Here is a 19588-nt window from a genome sequence, read left to right as displayed (position 1 = left end):
CCGCACGATGGACGAACGGGTGGCCGCGGCCGCGGGGGCGACGGCGGAGCTGGGGGAGTGGGTCTCCCGGCTGGACGTCGCGGACGTGCCGGCCGCGGTGCTGGACCGGCTCTCCCTCGTCCTGCTCGACGTGGTGGGCGTGACCGCCCTCGGTGCCGGGCTGGACGAGCAGGCCGCGCTGCGGGCCGCCTGGCGGCCCCCGGCCGGGCCGGCGCCGCTGATCGGCGCGGGCCGGCTGGTCTCCACCGACGCCGCCGCCTGGCTGGGCGCGACGGCGCTGGTCGCGCTGGAACTGGACGAGGGCAACAAGTACGCCAAGGGCCATCCGGCGGCGCACGGGTTCCCGGCGGTGCTCGCGCTGGCGTGCGAGCTCGACAGCACCGGCGCCGATACGGCCGCCGCGCTGCTCGCCGCCTACGAGGTCGCGGCGCGGTTCGGGCAGGCGACGGCGCAGGCTCCCGGCGCCCACCCGCACGGTAGCTGGGGCGTGCCCGGCGCCGCCGCCGGCTGCGCCCGGCTGCTCGGGCTCGGCGCCGGGGCGACCGCCGCGGCGATCGACACCGGGGCCGGGCTGCCGGTCGCCGGGCACTTCGGGTCGGCCACCGGCGGCAACCCGGTGCGCGACGCCTGGATGGGGGCCTCCAACCTGTCCGGGCTGGTCGCGGCCCGGATGGCGGCGGCGGGCCTGGCCCGCAACACCGGCACCGCCGCGCTGTCGCTCGGCACCCTGCTCGGCCGGTTCGACCCCGCCGGGCTGACCGCGGGCCTCGGCGAGCGGTGGGACGTCACCCGCGGCTACTTCAAGCGGCACGCGTCCTGCTCGTTCACCCACCCGGCCGCCGACGCCGTCCTCGCGCTCCGCGCCGAGCTCGCCCCGTCCCGGACCGGGCGGATCGAGCGGATCACGGTCGAGACCCACGCGCTCGGCGCCGGGCTGGCGGCCACCGGATGGGACAACCGGCTGTCGGCGATGTTCTCCACGCCGTTCGTGGTCGCCACCGCCCTGCTCACCGGCGAGGTCGGCCCCGCCTCGTCCGGCGCGGAGCGCCTCGGCGATCCCGCCGTGCGCGCCCTCGCCCGCCGCGTCCGGCTCACCGCCGCGGGCGACCTGACCGGACGCCTGCCCGCCGAGCGCGCCGCCCGCGTCACCGTCGAGTTCGACGACGGCGCCGCGCCGGTCACCCGCGAGGTGCCGAACCCCGTCGGCGACGCCGACCACCATCCGCTGGACGAGCGCGCCGTGGTCGCGATGCTGAAGGGCTGGCTGCCCGGCCGCGCCGGGCTCGTCGACCGCGCGGTCGAGCTGTCCCGAGACCTGCCCGCACTCCCGCACGTCGGCGATCCGCTGCGCGGGCTCGCCGGCACCGGGGACGGAACCGAGAAGAAGGAGGAGCCGAGCTGATGCGTGCCCTGGCGGTGACGCCCATCCACCTGCCCGCCGAGGAGATCCGGCGGCGGCAGGCCCGCTACGACCGGCTGGCGCCGCCCGGCCTGCGGATCGAGCTGCGCGACGTCGGCCCCGCCGCCCCCCTGGCGCTGGAGAGCGAGGACTCCGTCCGCGCCTCCGAGCGCGAGGTGGCCGCCACGCTGGACGCCGCCGGCGACGGCTTCGACCTGGCCTTCCCCGACTGCGTGCTCGACCCGGCCGTACCCGCCGGCCCCGCCGCCGGGCCCGCGCGGGCCGTCCCGGTGAACGGGCTGCTCAAGCTCAGTGCCATGCACCTGGCCGCCAAGGGTGTCCGGTTCGGCGCGGTCGTCCGTAACGAGGCCATCGGCGCCGAGCTCGGCCGCCGGCTGGACGCCTACGGGCTGGCCCCCCACGTGGCCGGGATCGCGGTGATGGAGCTGCCGTTCGACGCCATCGCCGACACGGCCGCGTGGAACGCCGCCCTCGTCGACGCCGTCGGCGAGCTGGCCGCGCGCGGCGCCGCCGCGGTGATCAACGGCTGCTCCGCCGTCGACGTCGAGGCCGGTCCGCTGCCCGCGCGGGTCATCGACCCGACCGCGCTCGCCCTGCGGCTGATGACCGTCGAGGACGAGGCCGACCAGGTGGGGAGGGCGGCATGACCGGGACCGTCCGGGACGCGATGGCCGGGCCCGCGCCGGCCGAGGACGGGCCCGACCTCGTCGTGGCCGGCGCCGGCGGCGGTCTCGCCGGGGCGCTGCGCGCCGCCGAGCAGGGGCTCAGCGTGGTGGTCGTCGAGGCCAGCGAGCACTTCCGCCGCGGCAACAACACCTCGATGTCCACCGCGATGTTCCCCGGTGCGGGGTCCCGCTGGCAGGCCGAGGCGGGCGTCGGCGACTCCGCCGAACGGTTCGTCGACGACATCATGGCCAAGACCGGGGGCCGGGCCGACCCGCGCCTCGCCCGCACCCTCGCCGGGGTGAGCGCCCCGCTGGTGGAGTGGCTGGCCGACTCGGTGGAGCTGCCGCTGTCGCTGGTCACCGACTTCAACTACCCCGGCCACGCGGTGCCGCGCTGCCACTCGGTGCCCGGCCGGCACGGCTCCAGCGTGCTCGACCACCTGGTCCGCCGGGTCCGCGAGCACCCGCTGATCGACCTGCTCGTCCCGGCGCGGCTGGTGGACGTGGCGACCGGGCCGGACGGCGCGGTGCGCGCCGCCGTCGTCCGCTACCCCGACGGCGGCGAGGAGGAGATCCCCACCCGCGCGGTGCTGCTGGCCACCAACGGCTTCGGCGCCGACCGCGAGCTGGTCGGACGGCACCTCCCCGAGATCGCCGGCGCGCTCTACCAGGGCGGCGACCAGTCGCTCGGCGACGCGCTGCGCATCGGCGAGCGGCTCGGCGCCGCCACCGGCTTCCTGGACGCCTACCAGGGCCACGGCGCCATCGCCGCCAACGCGGGCACGCTGGTCGGCTGGGCGACGATCATCCACGGCGCGGTCCTGGTCGACCTCGGCGGGCGCCGCTTCGGCGACGAGACCCGGGGCTACTCCGAGTACGCCGCCGAGCTCGCCGCCCGTCCCGGCGGCACCGGCTGGATCGTGCTGGACGAGGTGATCTTCGAGCAGTGCCAGCCGTTCCAGGACTTCCGCGACACCGTCGAGTCGGGCGTCCTGGTCTGGGCCGACGACGCGGCCGGACTGGCCGAGGCCACCGGCCTGCCCGCCGCCGCGCTCGCCGCCGAGCTGGCCGACGCCGCGGCGGTGGCGCGCGGCGAGCGCCCCGACGAGCACGGCCGCGCCAACTGGGAGCGCCCGCTCTCCGGACGGTACGCCGCGGTCCGCGTGCTGCCCGCCCTGTTCCACACCCAGGGCGGTCTCATGGTCGACGAGCACGCCGCCGTCGTCGACCCCGGAGACCGCCGCATCCCCGGGCTGTACGCGGCCGGCGGCGCCGCGGCCGGCGTGTCCGGCCACGGCGCCGCCGGCTACCTGCCCGGCAACGGGCTGCTGCCCGCCTTCGGGCTCGCCTACCTGGCCGCCGACGACGTGGCCCGCCGCGCCGCCGGGCGCGCCGGGCCGGCCGCGCCGGCCCCAGTTCACTAACCCCATTTCGCACGCGGAGGAGAGAGACCGATGGCGACAACCGAGCTGCTGATCAAGAACGTGCGGGTGGTCCGGCCCGACGACGCGGAGGGGACCGAGCCGGCCCTCACCGACATCGCGGTCAACGACGGCACCATCACCCGCGTCGCGCCCGGCCTTCCAGGCGACGACGCCGCCACCGTGGTCGACGGCCGCGGCCTGCTCGCCTTCCCCGGCGTGGTGGACGCCCACCAGCACTGGGGCATCTACAACGAGCTGGCCGCCGACACCCGGACCGAGAGCCGCGCCAGCGCGCAGGGCGGCGTCACCACGGCGCTGACCTATATGCGCACCGGCCAGTACTACCTCAACAAGGGCGGCCCCTACCGGGAGTTCTTCCCCGAGGTGCTCGCCGCCGCGCAGGGCAACGCCTACATCGACTACGCCTTCCACCTGGCGCCGATGATGGCCGAGCACATCGACGAGATCCCCTACCTGGTGCAGGAGCACGGGGTCACCTCGTTCAAGATCTTCATGTTCTACGGCAGCCACGGGCTGCACGGCCGCTCCACCAGCCAGAGCGACTTCCTGATGACGCCGCCGGACGAGCGCTACGACCTGGCGCACTTCGAGTTCGTGATGCGCGGCATCCAGAAGGCCCGCGAGGAGCTCGGCGACTACGCCGAGCACCTGTCGCTGTCGCTGCACTGCGAGACCGCCGAGATCATGACCGCCTACACCAAGCTGGTGGAGCGCGACGGCTCGCTGTCCGGGCTGCGCGCCTACAGCGCCTCGCGCCCGCCGCACTCGGAGGGCCTCGCCGTCACCATCGCCTCCTACCTGGCGCACGAGACCGGGCTGCCCAACATCAACCTGCTGCACCTGTCGTCGGAGAAGGCACTGGACGCGGCGCTGACCATGGGCCGCGCGTTCCCGCACATCGACTTCCGCCGCGAGGTCACGGTCGGGCACCTGCTCGCCGACGTCGACACCGCGCACGGCCTCGGCGGCAAGGTCAACCCGCCGCTGCGCGACCGCGACGACGTCGAGGCGCTGTGGCGGCATGTGCTCGCCGGCGACGTCGACTGGGTGGTCAGCGACCACGCCTGCTGCAAGGACGAGATGAAGTTCGGCTCCGACCGCGACGACATCTTCCTCGCCAAGTCCGGCTTCGGCGGCGCCGAGTACCTGCTGCCCGGCCTGGTCGGCGAGGGGACCAAGCGCGGCCTGTCGCTCCAGCGCGCCGCGCAGCTCACCTCGTGGAACCCCGCCAAGCGGTACGGGCTGCTCAACAAGGGCACCATCGCCGAGGGCTACGACGCCGACATCGCGCTGGTCGACCCGGACGCGTCCTGGACGGTGCGCGCGGCCGACTCCGAGTCCACGCAGGAGTACACCCCGTTCGAGGGCTTCGCGATGTCGGCCAAGGTGACCGACACCTTCGTCCGCGGCAACCATGTGTACGCCGACGGCCGGATCACCGGAGACCCCGTCGGCCGGTACCTGCACCGCGGTCGCTGAACCGCGGGATCCCCGTCACCGCCTTCTCTAGGATCTCCACGTGACCAACCAGAGCACCCCCGTCCGCAGGCCCCCCCGAACGGTCGACAACGTCGGTACCGAGGCCGCCGCGCGGGTCGCCGACGTGCTGCTGCTGTTCGCCGGGGGACCGCAGTACCTCGGCGTGAGCGCGATCAGCCGGGAGCTCGGCCTGTCCAAGGCCGTGGTCTACCGGATCCTCCAGTCGCTGGTGTCGCGCGAGATCCTGGAGACCGACGCCGACACGGCGGGGTACCGGCTCGGCCCCGCCGCGGTCGCGCTCGGGGTGAGCGCGCTGCGCCGCTTCGACGCCCGCAACGCGGCGGCGCCGGTGCTGCGCAGGCTGCGCGACGAGACCGGCGAGACGACCACGCTGTCGGGTCTGGTCGGCGACGAGCGGGTCTACCTGGACCAGTACGTCAGCCCGCACGAGATCAAGATGACGGTCGAGATCGGCCGGCGGTTCCCGCTGCACGCCGGCTCCTCGGGCAAGGTGATCCTCGCCTCGCTGCCCGAGGAGCGGCGCGCCGCGGTGCTGGCCCGTCCGCTCGCCGCGCTCACCGGCCGGACGGTCACCGACGAGGAGACCCTCCGCCGGCAGCTCGCCGACGCCGCCCGCGAGGGCGTCGCGGTCTCGCTCGGCGAGCGGCAGGCCGACGCGGGCTCGGTCGCGGCCCCGCTGTTCGGCCCCGACGGCGAGGTGCACGGTTCGATCAGCGTGTGCGGTCCCCGCTACCGCTTCGCGCCGGACGTGGTCGAGCGCTACCGGGAGCTGGTGTGCGACGCCGCCGACGAGATCAGCCGCAACTGGACCTGGCTGCGCGAGTCGCGGCCCGCGCCCGTCCCGGAACCGCGCGGCCACTGACCCGTCCCGCGCCCGGAGAGGCCCCCCGGAGGGGTCCTCTCTCGGCGCGGGGTCAGCCGTACAGGCCGTTGAGCCAGTCCTGCCAGACGCGCTGGTCCCGCTCCTGGTCGGCGTCCGGGCCGAACAGGTGGACGGTGAGGCCGACCGGCGCGCCGAAGGCGTTGCGGCCGAAGAACCGGTAGAGCGCGTCGCCGGTGCGCAGCCCGATGAAGTTCTCGTTCCGGTAGTCGAGCACGGCGTCCGCCTCGCCGGCGCCGGGCAGCCCGACGCGCACCCGGGCCCCCTCGGAGGCGCCCTCCTCCAGCCCGAGCGCCCGCCCGACGGCGTCGAAGGCGCCCTTGGCCCGGGACGCCTCGGGCCCGTGGGCCTCGGCGAACGCCGCGGCCCGGCCCGGGAAGTGCTCGAGGTACTGCCGCAGGGTGTGCAGGTAGAAGTCGGTGTGCTGGTCCGCTCCGTCGAACTGGTCGTCCCAGTCGTCGACGAAGACGCCGCTGTGCACGTAGCGCACCCACGACCCGCCGCCCTCGCGCGGCTCGATCAGGTGGTCGAGTTGGTTGAGCGTCTGGCCGTCGGTGCCCTCGGCGTCCTCGACCCGGCCGGTCAGCCGGTGCGGCGGGTCCCACGCGGTCACCGTGCCGCCGAACGGCGCGGCGCCGCCCTCGCGGGGCTCGTACTCCATCGGCCAGAGCCAGCCGGCGGTCCCGGTGGTGACGGCGGCCCAGACCCGCTCGGGTGACGCGGCCACCTCGAACTCCCGGACGATCTCGAATTCGCTGCCCATGGTTCCGCCTCTCGGTGGTGGTGCTCCGATGATGTGCTCAGTTCTCGATCGCGTGCGGTGGGACCGCGCCCACCCCGTCCTTGACCTTGGGGTGGACGGCGATCACGACGCGGTGGTCGCGCCCGCCCCCGCCGGACGGGTCGTGGTACTTGCGGACCAGCCCGCCGACGGTCTCGGTGAGCTCCCCGATGAACGCGGCGCGGTCCGCCGCCGAGGCGAAGCGCACTTCGCCGTCCAGCGCGTACGTGGCCAGCCGCTTGCGGGCCCGCGCCGCGCCCGTGACCAGCGTCCCGACGTCGCGCACCAGGCGGGCGGCGAGGGCGAGCAGCCAGCGCGCCGACACCGCGTCCCGGTACCGGTCGGGGTCGGGTTGCAGCGCGGCGAGGGCGAGCGGGGAGATGACGTAGGACGCCGCGGTGGCCCGCACGAGCCGTTCGGTCATGTTGCCCTTGCGGCGTTCGCCGACCAGCTCGACCAGGCCGTGCCGTTCCAGCGCCCTGAGGTGGTAGTTCACCTTCTGCCGGGGCAGCCCGGTCCGCGCGGCCAGCATGGCGGCCGAGGCCGGTTCGGTCAGCTCCGCGAGCAGCCGGCCGCGGACCGGGTCCAGCGTGGCCGCCGCCGCCGCGGGGTCCTCGATCACCGTCACGTCGAACATGGGCCCATGGTGGCGACCGACAACTTTATTTGTCAAGACAGTGATTGTTGTCGGTGCCGGGACGAGGCGGGCCGGACCGGGGTGCCCGCCGGGCTCGGGGCTCAGCCGTTCGCGTGCGAGGCCAGGTCCCGGGGCAGCCTCTCCAGCAGCCCGCGCAGGTCGTCGGCGTGGTCCTCCTCGTCGGCCAGCAGCTCCTCGAAGACCCGCCGGGTGGTCGGGTCGCCCTCGCCCAGCCACTGGATGATCTCGGTGTAGGACGACACCGCGACCCGCTCCGCGATCAGGTCCTCCTTGATCATCTCGACCAGGTCCAGGCTTTTGTCGTAGGTGGTGTGCGACCGCCCGGCCAGCACCTCGGGGTCGAAGTCGGGCTCCCCGCCGAGCTGCACGATCCGGTTGGCGAGCTTGTCGGCGTGCTCGGCCTCGTCGGCGGCGTGCTCCTTGAACTCGGCGACCACCCCCTCGGAGTAGATCCCGGTCGCGGTGTACTGGTGCCGCTTGTAGCGCAGCACGCACACCAGCTCGGTCGCGAGCGCCTCGTTGCAGATCTGGATCACACGCTCGAGGTCCGCGCCGTACGCCTCGGTCACCGGCCCCTTGCCGATCTCCTCCCGGGCGCGGGCGCGCAGGGTCTTCAGATCGCTCAGAAACTCGGCCATGTGCGGGGTCCCCTCCGTCGTCGCGGGTCCGGCCGCCGTTCGGCGCCCCCGTGGATGATCACCTCGGCGGCGGCGCCGCAAAGCCATCCGGAGATCAAGAACGCGCCAACCGCCGGCCCGTCCACCGACCCGCGCAGCTCGTCCGGACCGACCGGACCGACCGGACCGACCGGATCAAGGTGCCGATCTCGGCCGCCGCTGCCCGCGACCTCCCCCGGGACCCCGCCGGGACGGTCCTGCGTCAGCCGATGCGCCGGCCCTGCTGGGATGATGAGTCCCGATATGTCACCTGAGCCGACCACGACCTCCGCCGCTAGCGCGCCCACGACCGGACGCACGGGCACGACCCCCGCCGCGGTCGCGCCGCCCGCGCCGCCCAGCACCAAGGGCCGCGCGGCCCGCGCCTCCTTCGAGAAGCGCCGCCAAGCCTTCGCCGACCCGTCCCCCCGACCCTGAGCGCACGCGTCGCTCACCCCCTGAAAGGCACCGCCGGAAATGTCGCAAGAAGGACCGCGTAAGCACCCGGTCGACGAGATGCTCCCCGTCCCGAGGCTGGCGCTGTACGGGTTCCAGCACGTCCTGGCGTTCTACGCCGGCGCGGTGGTCGTCCCCATCCTGGTCGCGGGCGCGATCGGGCTGTCGACCGAACAGCTCGTCTACCTGATCAACGCCGACCTGTTCACCTGCGGGATCGCCTCCATCATCCAGTCGCTCGGCTTCTGGAAGATCGGGATCCGGCTGCCGATCGTGCAGGGCGTGACGTTCACCGCGGTCGCCCCGATGATCGCGATCGGGCAGGGCGCCGAGAACGGCACCGCCGGCCTGCTCGCCATCTACGGCGCGACCATCACCGCGGGCGTGCTGACGTTCCTCGCGGCCCCGTTCCTCGGCCGGCTGCTCCGGTTCTTCCCGCCCCTGGTCACCGGCACCGTGCTGACCATCATGGGCCTGATCCTGCTGCCGAACGCGCTGAACGACGCCGCGGGCGGCGCCGCCGCCAAGACCGTGACCAAGGACTTCGGGAGCTGGAAGCACCTGATGTACGCGGGCGGCACCCTGCTGTTCATCCTCGTCCTGTACCGGCTGCGCCGCCCGTTCCTCAGCAGCGTCGCCGTCCTGCTCGGCCTCGTCGGCGGCACCGCCGTGTCCTTCGTCCTCGGCGACACCGGGTTCGACCAGGTGGGGAAGTCGGACTGGATCGGCGTCACCACCCCCTTCCACTACGGCGCCCCGACCTTCCAGATCGGCGCGATCCTGGCGATGCTGCTGGTCATGATGGTCACCGTCGTGGAGACCGTGGGCGACTCCAAGGCCACCGGCGAGATCGTCGGCAAGGACGTGGACGGTGCCGACATCACCCGCGCCCTGCGCGCCGACGGCCTCTCGACCTTCCTCGGCGGCTCGCTGAACGCCTTCCCCTACACCTGCTTCGCGCAGAACGTCGGGCTGGTGCGGCTCACCGGCGTGCGCAGCCGCTTCGTCGTCGTCGCGGCCGGCGCCTTCATGATCGTGCTCGGGCTGTTCCCCAAGGCCGGCGCCTACGTCGCCTCGATTCCGAGCGACGTCCTCGGCGGCGCGGCCGTCGCGATGTTCGGCATGGTCGCGGTCGTCGGCGTGCAGACCCTCGCCAAGGTCGACCTCCGCCAGGAGCGCAACGCCCTCGTGGTCGGCGTCAGCATCGCCCTGGCCATGCTCCCGAACGCCGTCCCCGAGTTCGGCGCGAACATGCCCCGCGACGTAGCCGCGATCCTCAACAGCGGCATCACCCTGGGCAGCCTCAGCGCCATCGTGCTGAACCTGCTCTTCAACGTCCTCACCCGCACACCCCAGCCGTCCGGCGAGGAGGAGACCCCGCCGGCCGAACCGGTCACCGCCACCTGACCCCGGCACCCGTCCGGGACGTCCGCCGCTCAAGCGAGGGGCGGACGCCCCGGGCGATGCCGGCAGGTCAACCACTCGGCCCCGGATCAGGCCCCCACTTTGCGGCCCCGTCTGCCCAGACCGCGTGGGACGGTCACGCCCACAGCTCCGCGACCCTGTCCGCGGCCCTCAGCCCCTGCGCCCTGCCCGCGACGGCGGACGGCGTCCGCGTCGACGGCGCCAGCGGGTCATCGCCGAACGCGGACAGCGACGCCTCGTCCGGAGTGATCACCTCCACCCGTCCGCCCGCCGAGGCCAGCCGCGCGACGTCCTCCTCCAGCCCGGGATCCACCATCGGGGCGAGCACCAGCACCCGCGCGCACCCCGCGGCCAGGTCGAGGTTGGTACTCGTCCGCACCCCGCCGTCCACGTACCGGACGCCGTCGATGGACACCGGCGGCCAGATCCCGGGCACCGCGCAGCTCGCCGAGACCACGTCCACCAGCGGCACGCCCGACTCGCGGTCGAAGACCCGGGGTTCGCCCGTCTCCGCGTTCACCCCGACGATCAGCAGCCTCCGGTCGGGCCAGGCGTGCACCGGCAAACCGCGCCTCGATCACGGCCCGCCGCGCCGCCTCCGGGACGGTCTCGGCCTCCAGGGCGAACGCCCCAAGGCGCCGGCGCAGCTCCTCGGGACCGTCCGACTCGGCCGTGAGCCGCATCCACGTCTCCAGGACCTCTGCCGGCGGGGTGCCGTCCGGGACGAGCTCCTCGTTCTGCAACGCCGGATCGGCCTGCCGCTCGAACAGCTCGTTCAGCGGAAGCCCGCTGCCGACCTGCGCGGCGACCGTCGATCCCGCCGAAGTGCCGAGGAGGAGGTCCGCGCCGGTCACGTCCGTGCCGCCCGCGGCCAGCCCGGCGAGCACCCCCGTCTCCCACGCGATCCCCGCGACCCCGCCGCCGCCCAGCACCAGCGCACGCTCATTCGTCATCGGTGCTTCCACCCTTGAGATCCAACGTTCGATCAGGCCGACCACCGCACGCGGCCGGGATGCGGGCCTCCCGCCTGAGGCGGCGGCTCAAGCGGTCCACTGATGCCCAGTGAGGCCAGGGGAGTTCAGCGGGCTCATAGGAGGATCCAGAGTGGATCGCCCACCCGGTCACGGGTCGGCCGGTCCTGCGCGCGGGCGACGAGCCAGGGCACCCAGGACACTGGAGGCCCGTCAGCGCAAGAACGGGCAGGACGGGTAATGACCGGCCTCACTGGGATCGTCGGCCGCGACGTACGCCACCAGCGCCGCGGACAGGACGAGCACCCCAGCGGGCAAGGCCACGCGGCGCGCCGCGTCCGGGAAGACACCCGTCACTGACCCGTAGTGCCTCCGAGGCTTCGAACCGGTCCGGTCAACGGAGTAGACGCACCGTCGCCGCACCCGGTTCGAGGTTCCCGCCGGCACGCCGTGGAGCGCCGATTTGACGTCTCGGCGCTGAGCGCATAGCTTACGTCCTCGTCCCCAGATGACACGGACGTCGTGACGACGGCCGGATCCCGGGACGACCACCACTTGATTCACAGGACACGGCTCCGCCGTGCCCTTGATTCTGTGGTGGGTCGGAAAAGGCCGATTTTGACAATCGCGCCGGATCTGATGAAATAGCACCACCGCCCGGAAGGCGCCGCGAAAGCGGAACCGGAAAGGCGGAATCAGGAAAGACCGGCCGAATTGACAAGCCGGAAGGACCTGATAAAGTTTAAGAGTCGCCCCGGGGCGGGAAACGCGAAAGCGAGTCCAGCGCGGTGGGTGTCCGTTTCTTGAGAACTCAACAGCGTGTTAAAAGCCAGTGCCTTAATCGGTTCGGTCATTAGTTGGCTGGACCACCCCGTGCCACTGTCCTTCGGGTTGGTGGCAGGGATTCCTTTGAGGCAATTGCATGGACTCTTCGGGGTTCATGGTTTTGCTGGGATTGTTTCCGAGGTTTGGCGGTTTCGGGGTTCGCCCCCCGGGGTCGTCGTTTGGACCTTAATGGAGAGTTTGATCCTGGCTCAGGACGAACGCTGGCGGCGTGCTTAACACATGCAAGTCGAGCGGAAAGGCCCCTTCGGGGGTACTCGAGCGGCGAACGGGTGAGTAACACGTGAGCAACCTGCCCCCGACTCTGGGATAAGCCTGGGAAACTGGGTCTAATACCGGATGTTACTACTGGCCGCATGGTCTGGTGGTGGAAAGTTTTTCGGTTGGGGATGGGCTCGCGGCCTATCAGCTTGTTGGTGGGGTAATGGCCTACCAAGGCGACGACGGGTAACCGGCCTGAGAGGGCGACCGGTCACACTGGGACTGAGACACGGCCCAGACTCCTACGGGAGGCAGCAGTGGGGAATATTGCGCAATGGGCGGAAGCCTGACGCAGCGACGCCGCGTGAGGGATGACGGCCTTCGGGTTGTAAACCTCTTTCAGCAGGGACGAAGCTAACGTGACGGTACCTGCAGAAGAAGCGCCGGCTAACTACGTGCCAGCAGCCGCGGTAATACGTAGGGCGCAAGCGTTGTCCGGAATTATTGGGCGTAAAGAGCTCGTAGGCGGTTTGTCGCGTCTGTCGTGAAAGCCCACAGCTTAACTGTGGGTCTGCGGTGGATACGGGCAGACTAGAGGCAGGTAGGGGAGAATGGAATTCCCGGTGTAGCGGTGAAATGCGCAGATATCGGGAGGAACACCGGTGGCGAAGGCGGTTCTCTGGGCCTGTACTGACGCTGAGGAGCGAAAGCGTGGGGAGCGAACAGGATTAGATACCCTGGTAGTCCACGCCGTAAACGTTGGGCGCTAGGTGTGGGGTCCTTCCACGGATTCCGCGCCGTAGCTAACGCATTAAGCGCCCCGCCTGGGGAGTACGGCCGCAAGGCTAAAACTCAAAGGAATTGACGGGGGCCCGCACAAGCGGCGGAGCATGTTGCTTAATTCGACGCAACGCGAAGAACCTTACCAAGGCTTGACATCGCCGGAAAACTCGCAGAGATGCGGGGTCCTTTTGGGCCGGTGACAGGTGGTGCATGGCTGTCGTCAGCTCGTGTCGTGAGATGTTGGGTTAAGTCCCGCAACGAGCGCAACCCTCGTTCCATGTTGCCAGCACGTTATGGTGGGGACTCATGGGAGACCGCCGGGGTCAACTCGGAGGAAGGTGGGGATGACGTCAAGTCATCATGCCCCTTATGTCTTGGGCTGCAAACATGCTACAATGGCCGGTACAGAGGGCTGCGATACCGTGAGGTGGAGCGAATCCCTTAAAGCCGGTCTCAGTTCGGATCGAAGTCTGCAACTCGACTTCGTGAAGTCGGAGTCGCTAGTAATCGCAGATCAGCAACGCTGCGGTGAATACGTTCCCGGGCCTTGTACACACCGCCCGTCACGTCACGAAAGTCGGCAACACCCGAAGCCCGTGGCCCAACCAGCAATGGGGGGAGCGGTCGAAGGTGGGGCCGGCGATTGGGACGAAGTCGTAACAAGGTAGCCGTACCGGAAGGTGCGGCTGGATCACCTCCTTTCTAAGGAGCATTCAACTGGCCGGATCCTGACATCCTCTTCGGGGGGTGGGGTTTGGTCGGTGGTCGCTTTTGACGGCGTATGTTCGTCAGGCGGCTGCTCATAGATGTGGAGCACTGGCTACTCAGTTCATTGTTCGTGTGGATCGGTTAGTACCACCTTCTTCGGGAGGAGTGGGAACGGCGGTTTCGGGCGGGTGGTGGGTTGGACACGCTGTTGGGTCCTGAGGGAACGGACCCTTCAGCCCCTGAATGTCGGCCCTGTTGTGGGGTTGGTGTGAGGGGGCTGGGTTGTTTCTTCTGGATTGCGGGATCACATCGAACCCCTTTTTTGGGTGTTTTGGTGTGGTGGGCCCGGTTGTTTTTTGAGAACTGCACAGTGGACGCGAGCATCTCTGGTGAACGACGACTTTTGTTGTTGTTTATCTGCGATTTGTTGTGATCGTTTTGTGTGTTCAAGTTTTTAAGGGCATACGGTGGATGCCTTGGCATCAGGAGCCGATGAAGGACGTGGGAGCCTGCGATATGCCTCGGGGAGTCGGCAACCAGACTTTGATCCGGGGATTTCCGAATGGGGAAACCTGGCACCCGTCATGGGGTGTCGCCGCCGTCTGAATGTATAGGGCGGTTGGTGGGAACGCGGGGAAGTGAAACATCTCAGTACCCGCAGGAAGAGAAAACAATAGTGATTCCGTGAGTAGTGGTGAGCGAAAGCGGATTAGCCTAAACCGTGCGCGTGTGATACCTGGTAGGGGTTGCGTGTGCGGGGTTGTGGGACCATCTGGCCGGATCTACCAGTCTGGCAAGGAGTTATAAACTGCTCGGGTAGTTGAACGGCATGGGAAGGCCGACCGTAGACGGTGAGAGTCCGGTAGACGAAACCTGTAGTGGCTTCTAGGTGTGTTCCCGAGTAGCACGGGGCCCGTGAAATCCCGTGTGAATCTGCCACGACCACGTGGTAAGGCTGAATACTTCCTGATGACCGATAGCGGACCAGTACCGTGAGGGAAAGGTGAAAAGTGCCCCGGTGAGGGGTCGTGAAATAGTACCTGAAACCGTGTGCCTACAAGCCGTCAGAGCGTCCTCAATGCCTTTCGGGGTGTTGTTCGTGATGGCGTGCCTTTTGAAGAATGAGCCTGCGAGTTATGGTGTGTGGCGAGGTTAACCGGTGGCGGGTAGCCGTAGCGAAAGCGAGTCTGAATAGGGCGTTTGAGTCGCATGCTGTAGACCCGAAGCGGAGTGATCTAGCCATGGGCAGGGTGAAGCGCCGGTAAGACGGTGTGGAGGCCCGAACCCACCAGGGTTGAAAACCTGGGGGATGACCTGTGGTTAGGGGTGAAAGGCCAATCAAACTCCGTGATAGCTGGTTCTCCCCGAAATGCATTTAGGTGCAGCGTCGTGTGTTTCTTGCCGGAGGTAGAGCTACTGGATGGCTAATGGGCCCTACAAGGTTACTGACGTCAGCCAAACTCCGAATGCCGGTAAGTGAGAGCGCGGCAGTGAGACTGCGGGCGATAAGGTTCGTAGTCGAGAGGGAAACAGCCCAGATCATCGGCTAAGGCCCCTAAGCGTGTGCTAAGTGGTAAAGGATGTGGAGTTGCTGTGACAACCAGGAGGTTGGCTTAGAAGCAGCCACCCTTGAAAGAGTGCGTAATAGCTCACTGGTCAAGTGATTCCGCGCCGACAATGTAGCGGGGCTCAAGCACACCGCCGAAGCCGTGGCACTCACACTTTGTGTGGGTGGGTAGGGGAGCGTCCTGCAGCCGGCGAAGCCGCCGAGTGATCGAGTGGTGGAGGCTGTGGGAGTGAGAATGCAGGCATGAGTAGCGAATCACACGTGAGAAACGTGTGCGCCGGATGACCAAGGGTTCCTGGGGCAGGCTAATCCGCCCAGGGTAAGTCGGGACCTAAGGCGAGGCCGACAGGCGTAGTCGATGGACAACGGGTTGATATTCCCGTACCCGCTGGTATGCGCCAACGCTGAATCCTCTGATGCTAAGACCCTGAATCCTTTCCGGTCCCTTCGGGGGCTGGTTTGGCCTAGCGGTCGGTCCGAGGGGGTAGTAGGTGAGCGATGGGGTGACGCAGGAGGGTAGCTCAGCCCAGGCGATGGTTGTCCTGGGGTAAGCATGTAGCCCGCGCTATAGGTAAATCCGTGGCGCATTTAAGGGTGAGATGTGATGCCGAGCCGTTTTAGGTGAAGTGAGTGATCCCATGCTGCCGAGAAAAGCCTCTAGTGAGTGTACCGGCGGCCCGTACCCCAAACCGACTCAGGTGGTCAGGTAGAGAATACCAAGGCGATCGGGTGAACTGTGGTTAAGGAACTCGGCAAATTGCCCCCGTAACTTTGGGAGAAGGGGGACCACGTCCGGTGATGGCACTTGCTGCCGGAGCTGGGGGTGGTCGCAGAGGCCAGGGGGAAGCGACTGTTTACTAAAAACACAGGTCCGTGCTAAGTCGTAAGACGCTGTATACGGACTGACGCCTGCCCGGTGCCGGAACGTTAAGAGGACCGGTTAGATCCCTTTCGGGGGGTCGAGGCTGAGAATCTAAGCGCCGGTAAACGGCGGTGGTAACTATAACCATCCTAAGGTAGCGAAATTCCTTGTCGGGTAAGTTCCGACCTGCACGAATGGCGTAACGACTTCCCCGCTGTCTCAACCACAGGCCCGGCGAAATTGCAGTACGAGTAAAGATGCTCGTTTCGCGCAGCAGGACGGAAAGACCCCGGGACCTTCACTATAGCTTGGCATTGGCGCCTGAAGCGTCTTGTGTAGGATAGGTGGGAGACTGTGAAGCTAGGCACGCCAGTGTCGGTGGAGTCGTTGGTGAAATACCACTCTGGTCGTTTTGAGCGTCTAACCCGCACCCGTGAATCCGGGTGGGGGACAGTGCCTGGTGGGTAGTTTAACTGGGGCGGTTGCCTCCTAAAGAGTAACGGAGGCGCCCAAAGGTTCCCTCAGCCTGGTTGGTAATCAGGTGGTGAGTGCAAGGGCACAAGGGAGCTTGACTGTGAGACGGACGTGTCGAGCAGGTGCGAAAGCAGGGCCTAGTGATCCGGCACCGGCGTGTGGAAGCGGTGTCGCTCAACGGCTAAAAGGTACCCCGGGGATAACAGGCTGATCTTCCCCAAGAGTCCATATCGACGGGATGGTTTGGCACCTCGATGTCGGCTCGTCGCATCCTGGGGCTGGAGTAGGTCCCAAGGGTTGGGCTGTTCGCCCATTAAAGCGGCACGCGAGCTGGGTTTAGAACGTCGCGAGACAGTTCGGTCCCTATCCGCTGCGCGCGTAGGAGAATTGAGAGGGTCTGTCCCTAGTACGAGAGGACCGGGACGGACGAACCTCTGGTGTGCCAGTTGTCCCGCCAGGGGCACGGCTGGTTGGCTACGTTCGGTAGGGATAACCGCTGAAAGCATCTAAGCGGGAAGCCTTCCTCGAGATGAGTTCTCCCCCCCATCACTTGTGGTGGGTTAAGGCCCCCAACAGACCATTGGGTTGATAGGCCGGACATGGAAGCACGGTAACGTGTGGAGTTGACCGGTACTAATAGGCCGAGCGGCTTGAACAACACTTCTAAAATGTTTTGCTGCTGTCGTTTGGTGTTCGCGTCCCTGTGTAGTTCCCGGAAAACAAACGGGAACACGCCCCCGTATGCGGGGTTTTGATTTGTGAATATTGCTCTGAGCTTTGGTTGCTTGGACGATTACTTCCCGCCACCCGATTGGGTTGGGTGGTTGGGGTTTGGTCGTTCGGTGGTTATGGCGGAGGGGAAACACCCGGTCCCATCCCGAACCCGGAAGTTAAGCCCTTCAGCGCCGATGGTACTGCACGGGAGACTGTGTGGGAGAGTAGGACACCGCCGGACTCTTTTTGTGAAAGGCCCCGCCATTCGGCGGGGCCTTTCTCATTTCTCCAGCTCTTTCAGAAGCGACTGCACGGCCGGGTGGGCGCGTCCGGGACCGACGGTGACGATAATGGGACCCTCGCTGAGCTGGAGGTTCTCCTCGGCTTCGGCGACGGCCTGGCCACCGAGTCCATCCGGGCCGCCAAACCGGGTCCGCGGTCTGCTCATCAGGATCCACTTCTGGCTTTGCCGCACGCCCGATCGGCACGTCCGCCGATCGGCACGTCCGGTCCGGGAAGGGGCGGGGCTACGCCGTGGCCGCCGGGGAGGGCAGGGCGGCGCCGCCGGCTTCGGCGAAGTGGCAGGCGACCGGGTGGCCGGGCCCGCCCCGGTCGGTCAGGGCGGGGACCTTCTCGGCGCACACGTCGGCCGCCACGGGGCAGCGGGTGCGGAACCTGCACCCGGCCGGAGGCGACTCGGGCGAGGGGACCTCGCCGGTGAGGACGATCTCGTCCGCCACCGTCCCCGGGCGGTCGTGCACGGACGGCGCCGCCGACACCAGCGCGCGGGTGTAGGGGTGGCGGGGGGAGCCGAACACCTCCGCTGCCGGGCCCCGCTCGACGATGGTGCCGAGGTACATGACCGCGACGTCGTGCGCGATGTGCCGGACCACGTCCAGGTCGTGCGAGATGAACAGGTACGCGATGCCGAGTTCGGTCTGGAGGTCGGCCATCAGGTTGAGGATCTGCGCGCGGACCGACACGTCCAGCGCCGACACGGCCTCGTCGCACACGATCAGCCGGGGGCGCAGCGCGAGCGCGCGGGCGATGGCGACCCGCTGGCACTGGCCGCCCGACAGCTCGTGCAGGTGCCGCGTGCCGTACTCGGGGCGGAGTCCGACCAGGTCGAGGAGCCGCGCGACCTCGGCGGCGTACCCGTCGCGGGACACGATGCCGGAGTGGACGCGCCAGCCCTCGGCGATGACGGCCGCGACGGTCATCCGGGGGTTCAGCGAGGTGTAGGGGTCCTGGAACACCATTTGCAGGTCGCGGCCGATGCGGCGGCGGCGCCGCGCCGGGACGGTGGCCAGGTCGTGGCCGGCGAACTCGATCGACCCGGCGAACGCCGGCCGCAGGCCGACGATCGCGCGGGCCAGGGTGGACTTGCCGCAGCCGGACTCGCCGACGATGCCGAGGGTCCGCCCCGCCTCGACGGTGAGGTCGATGCCCGCGACCGCGCTGATCCGGCGCCGTCCGAAGCCGTGGCCGCGGGGGCGCTCGTAACCGGCCTCCAGGCCGTTCACCTGTAGGACGACGTCGCTCATGAGGTCTCCTGAAGTCGCTGGGAGGCCGTCACCTCGGCCGTGTTGTGGCAGGCGACGGCGCGGCCGTCCGCGACGGGGGTCAGCGCCGGGTCGTCGGTGCGGCACCGGTCGGTGGCGAAGGGGCAGCGGGGGTGGAACGCGCATCCGCCGGGCAGCGCGCCCGGCGCGGGCGGCTGCCCGTCGATGGGGACGGGCCGCGCCGTGCCCGGTTCGGGGACGGCGTTCAGCAGGCCCAGCGTGTAGGGGTGGGACGGACGGGTGTACACCGCGTCCAGGGGGCCCTGCTCGACGACGCGGCCCGCGTACATGACCGCGACCTCCTGCGCGACGCGGGCGACGACGCCGAGGTCGTGCGAGACCAGCAGCGTCGCGAGGCGGTCCTCGTGCTGGCGGCGGGCGAGGAGCCGGAGGATCTGCGCCTGGACGGTCACGTCGAGCGCGGTGGTCGGCTCGTCGGCGAGCAGCACCCGCGGGCCGAGGGCGAGTGCCATCGCGATGACGGCGCGCTGCCGCATGCCGCCGGAGAACTCGTGCGGGTAGGCGTCGTAGCGCGTCTCGGCGTCGGCGATGCCGACCTTCCGCATCAGCGCGACGGCCTTGGCGCGGGCGTCACGGCGGCCGTCGCCGAGGTGCAGCCGGAACGGCTCGGCGACCTGGCGGCCGACGGTGAAGCCCGGGTTCAGCGCCGACATCGGGTCCTGGAACACCATGGCGATCTCGCGTCCGCGGACCGACCGCCAGCGCCGGTCGGTGAACTCCGCGACGTCCTCGCCGCCGAGCGTCACGGTGCCGGAGGTGAGGGCGGCGCCGGCCGGCAGCAGCCCCATCAGCGCGAGCGAGGTGAGGCTCTTGCCGCTGCCGGACTCGCCGACCAGGGCCAGCACCCGGCCGCGGCGCAGCCGCAGGGTGACGCCGCGGACGACGGGGGTGGCGTTCCGCCCGGTCCCGAATCCGATGTGCACCTCGCGGAGCTCGGCGGCGGCGTCGTCCGCGCCGGAGCCGGTTTCGGCGCTCTCGGTGACTGCGTTGGTCATG

The 19588-nt window shown here is 69.3% G+C and carries 14 protein-coding genes, 3 rRNA genes and 1 pseudogene; 10 read left to right on the top strand and 8 right to left on the bottom strand.

Going from position 1 to position 19588, the window contains the following annotated elements; translation table 11 throughout:
• Positions 1–7 precede the first annotated feature (7 nt).
• The 5 genes from OHA34_RS06155 to OHA34_RS06135 are packed head-to-tail and all read left to right on the top strand — an operon-like array spanning position 8 to position 5892.
• Positions 8–1402 (top strand): MmgE/PrpD family protein, encoded by a 1395-nt coding sequence (locus OHA34_RS06155; protein WP_285940129.1) that lies wholly within the window; start codon positions 8–10, stop codon positions 1400–1402.
• A complete protein-coding gene (locus OHA34_RS06150) occupies positions 1402–2067 on the top strand; it encodes an aspartate/glutamate racemase family protein (RefSeq protein ID WP_285940128.1) in 666 nt (221 codons plus the stop codon). The genes OHA34_RS06155 and OHA34_RS06150 overlap by 1 nt, the downstream gene beginning before the upstream one ends.
• Positions 2064–3509, top strand: coding sequence for an FAD-dependent oxidoreductase (locus tag OHA34_RS06145; RefSeq protein WP_285940127.1), 1446 nt, complete (start codon positions 2064–2066; stop codon positions 3507–3509). Before OHA34_RS06150 ends, OHA34_RS06145 begins: the two co-directional genes overlap by 4 nt.
• A 30-nt stretch (positions 3510–3539) precedes the next feature.
• Positions 3540–5009, top strand: coding sequence for a dihydroorotase (locus OHA34_RS06140; RefSeq protein ID WP_329520944.1), 1470 nt, complete (start codon positions 3540–3542; stop codon positions 5007–5009).
• Between the two features lie 40 nt (positions 5010–5049).
• Positions 5050–5892, top strand: a complete 843-nt coding sequence (locus tag OHA34_RS06135) for an IclR family transcriptional regulator (RefSeq protein WP_285940125.1) — start codon at positions 5050–5052, stop codon at positions 5890–5892.
• Positions 5893–5944: 52 nt separating this feature from the next.
• On the opposite strand, the gene OHA34_RS06130 is transcribed toward OHA34_RS06135, so the two are convergent.
• The 3 genes from OHA34_RS06130 to OHA34_RS06120 form a co-directional block, all read right to left on the bottom strand.
• Positions 5945–6673: an SRPBCC family protein gene (locus OHA34_RS06130; protein ID WP_329520943.1), complete on the bottom strand. Its 729-nt coding sequence runs from the start codon at positions 6671–6673 to the stop codon at positions 5945–5947.
• Between the two features lie 37 nt (positions 6674–6710).
• Positions 6711–7328 carry an ArsR/SmtB family transcription factor gene (locus tag OHA34_RS06125; RefSeq protein ID WP_285940123.1) on the bottom strand — a complete coding sequence of 206 codons (618 nt, stop codon included), beginning with the start codon at positions 7326–7328 and terminating at the stop codon, positions 6711–6713.
• A 101-nt stretch (positions 7329–7429) separates the two neighbouring features.
• Positions 7430–7987 carry a ferritin-like domain-containing protein gene (locus tag OHA34_RS06120; protein ID WP_285940122.1) on the bottom strand — a complete coding sequence of 186 codons (558 nt, stop codon included), beginning with the start codon at positions 7985–7987 and terminating at the stop codon, positions 7430–7432.
• A gap of 282 nt (positions 7988–8269) precedes the next feature.
• On the opposite strand from OHA34_RS06120, the gene OHA34_RS06115 reads away from it, so the two are divergent.
• Positions 8270–8443: a hypothetical protein gene (locus tag OHA34_RS06115; RefSeq protein ID WP_329520942.1), complete on the top strand. Its 174-nt coding sequence runs from the start codon at positions 8270–8272 to the stop codon at positions 8441–8443.
• Between the two features lie 39 nt (positions 8444–8482).
• Entirely contained in the window at positions 8483–9868 is a 1386-nt protein-coding gene (locus tag OHA34_RS06110) for a nucleobase:cation symporter-2 family protein (protein WP_285940120.1), read from the top strand.
• Positions 9869–10001: 133 nt separating this feature from the next.
• Here the strand turns inward: OHA34_RS06110 and OHA34_RS06105 are convergent, their stop codons facing one another.
• Both OHA34_RS06105 and OHA34_RS06100 read right to left on the bottom strand, forming a co-directional pair.
• Positions 10002–10445 (bottom strand): patatin-like phospholipase family protein, encoded by a 444-nt coding sequence (locus OHA34_RS06105; protein WP_329520941.1) that lies wholly within the window; start codon positions 10443–10445, stop codon positions 10002–10004.
• A 100-nt stretch (positions 10446–10545) separates the two neighbouring features.
• Positions 10546–10839, bottom strand: a pseudogene (locus OHA34_RS06100) (patatin-like phospholipase family protein); the annotation flags it as partial.
• Between the two features lie 1029 nt (positions 10840–11868).
• On the opposite strand from OHA34_RS06100, the gene OHA34_RS06095 reads away from it, so the two are divergent.
• From OHA34_RS06095 to rrf, 3 genes are all read left to right on the top strand, one after another.
• Positions 11869–13386 (top strand): 16S ribosomal RNA (locus tag OHA34_RS06095).
• 450 nt (positions 13387–13836) lie between these two features.
• Positions 13837–16953 (top strand): 23S ribosomal RNA (locus tag OHA34_RS06090).
• Positions 16954–17133: 180 nt separating this feature from the next.
• Positions 17134–17250, top strand: a 5S ribosomal RNA gene (rrf, locus tag OHA34_RS06085).
• Together the 16S, 23S and 5S rRNA genes form the textbook arrangement of a ribosomal RNA operon.
• Before the next feature lie 39 nt (positions 17251–17289).
• On the opposite strand, the gene OHA34_RS06080 is transcribed toward rrf, so the two are convergent.
• From OHA34_RS06080 to OHA34_RS06070, 3 genes are read right to left on the bottom strand one after another with little or no spacing between them, the layout of a single operon-like run.
• Complete coding sequence (locus tag OHA34_RS06080) at positions 17290–17484, bottom strand: hypothetical protein (RefSeq protein WP_329520940.1); 195 nt, start codon at positions 17482–17484, stop codon at positions 17290–17292.
• A gap of 52 nt (positions 17485–17536) precedes the next feature.
• Positions 17537–18553 carry an ABC transporter ATP-binding protein gene (locus tag OHA34_RS06075; RefSeq protein WP_329520939.1) on the bottom strand — a complete coding sequence of 339 codons (1017 nt, stop codon included), beginning with the start codon at positions 18551–18553 and terminating at the stop codon, positions 17537–17539.
• Positions 18550–19587, bottom strand: coding sequence for an ABC transporter ATP-binding protein (locus OHA34_RS06070; RefSeq protein WP_329520938.1), 1038 nt, complete (start codon positions 19585–19587; stop codon positions 18550–18552). The genes OHA34_RS06075 and OHA34_RS06070 overlap by 4 nt, the downstream gene beginning before the upstream one ends.
• Position 19588: the final 1 nt, after the last annotated feature.

Origin of the sequence: Spirillospora sp. NBC_01491, assembly GCF_036227065.1 — a bacterium.
GTDB classification, from domain to species: Bacteria; Actinomycetota; Actinomycetes; order Streptosporangiales; family Streptosporangiaceae; genus Spirillospora; species Spirillospora xylanilytica.
Note: the sequence above shows the minus strand (reverse complement) of the source record. Positions and strands in the feature narration are given on the sequence as shown.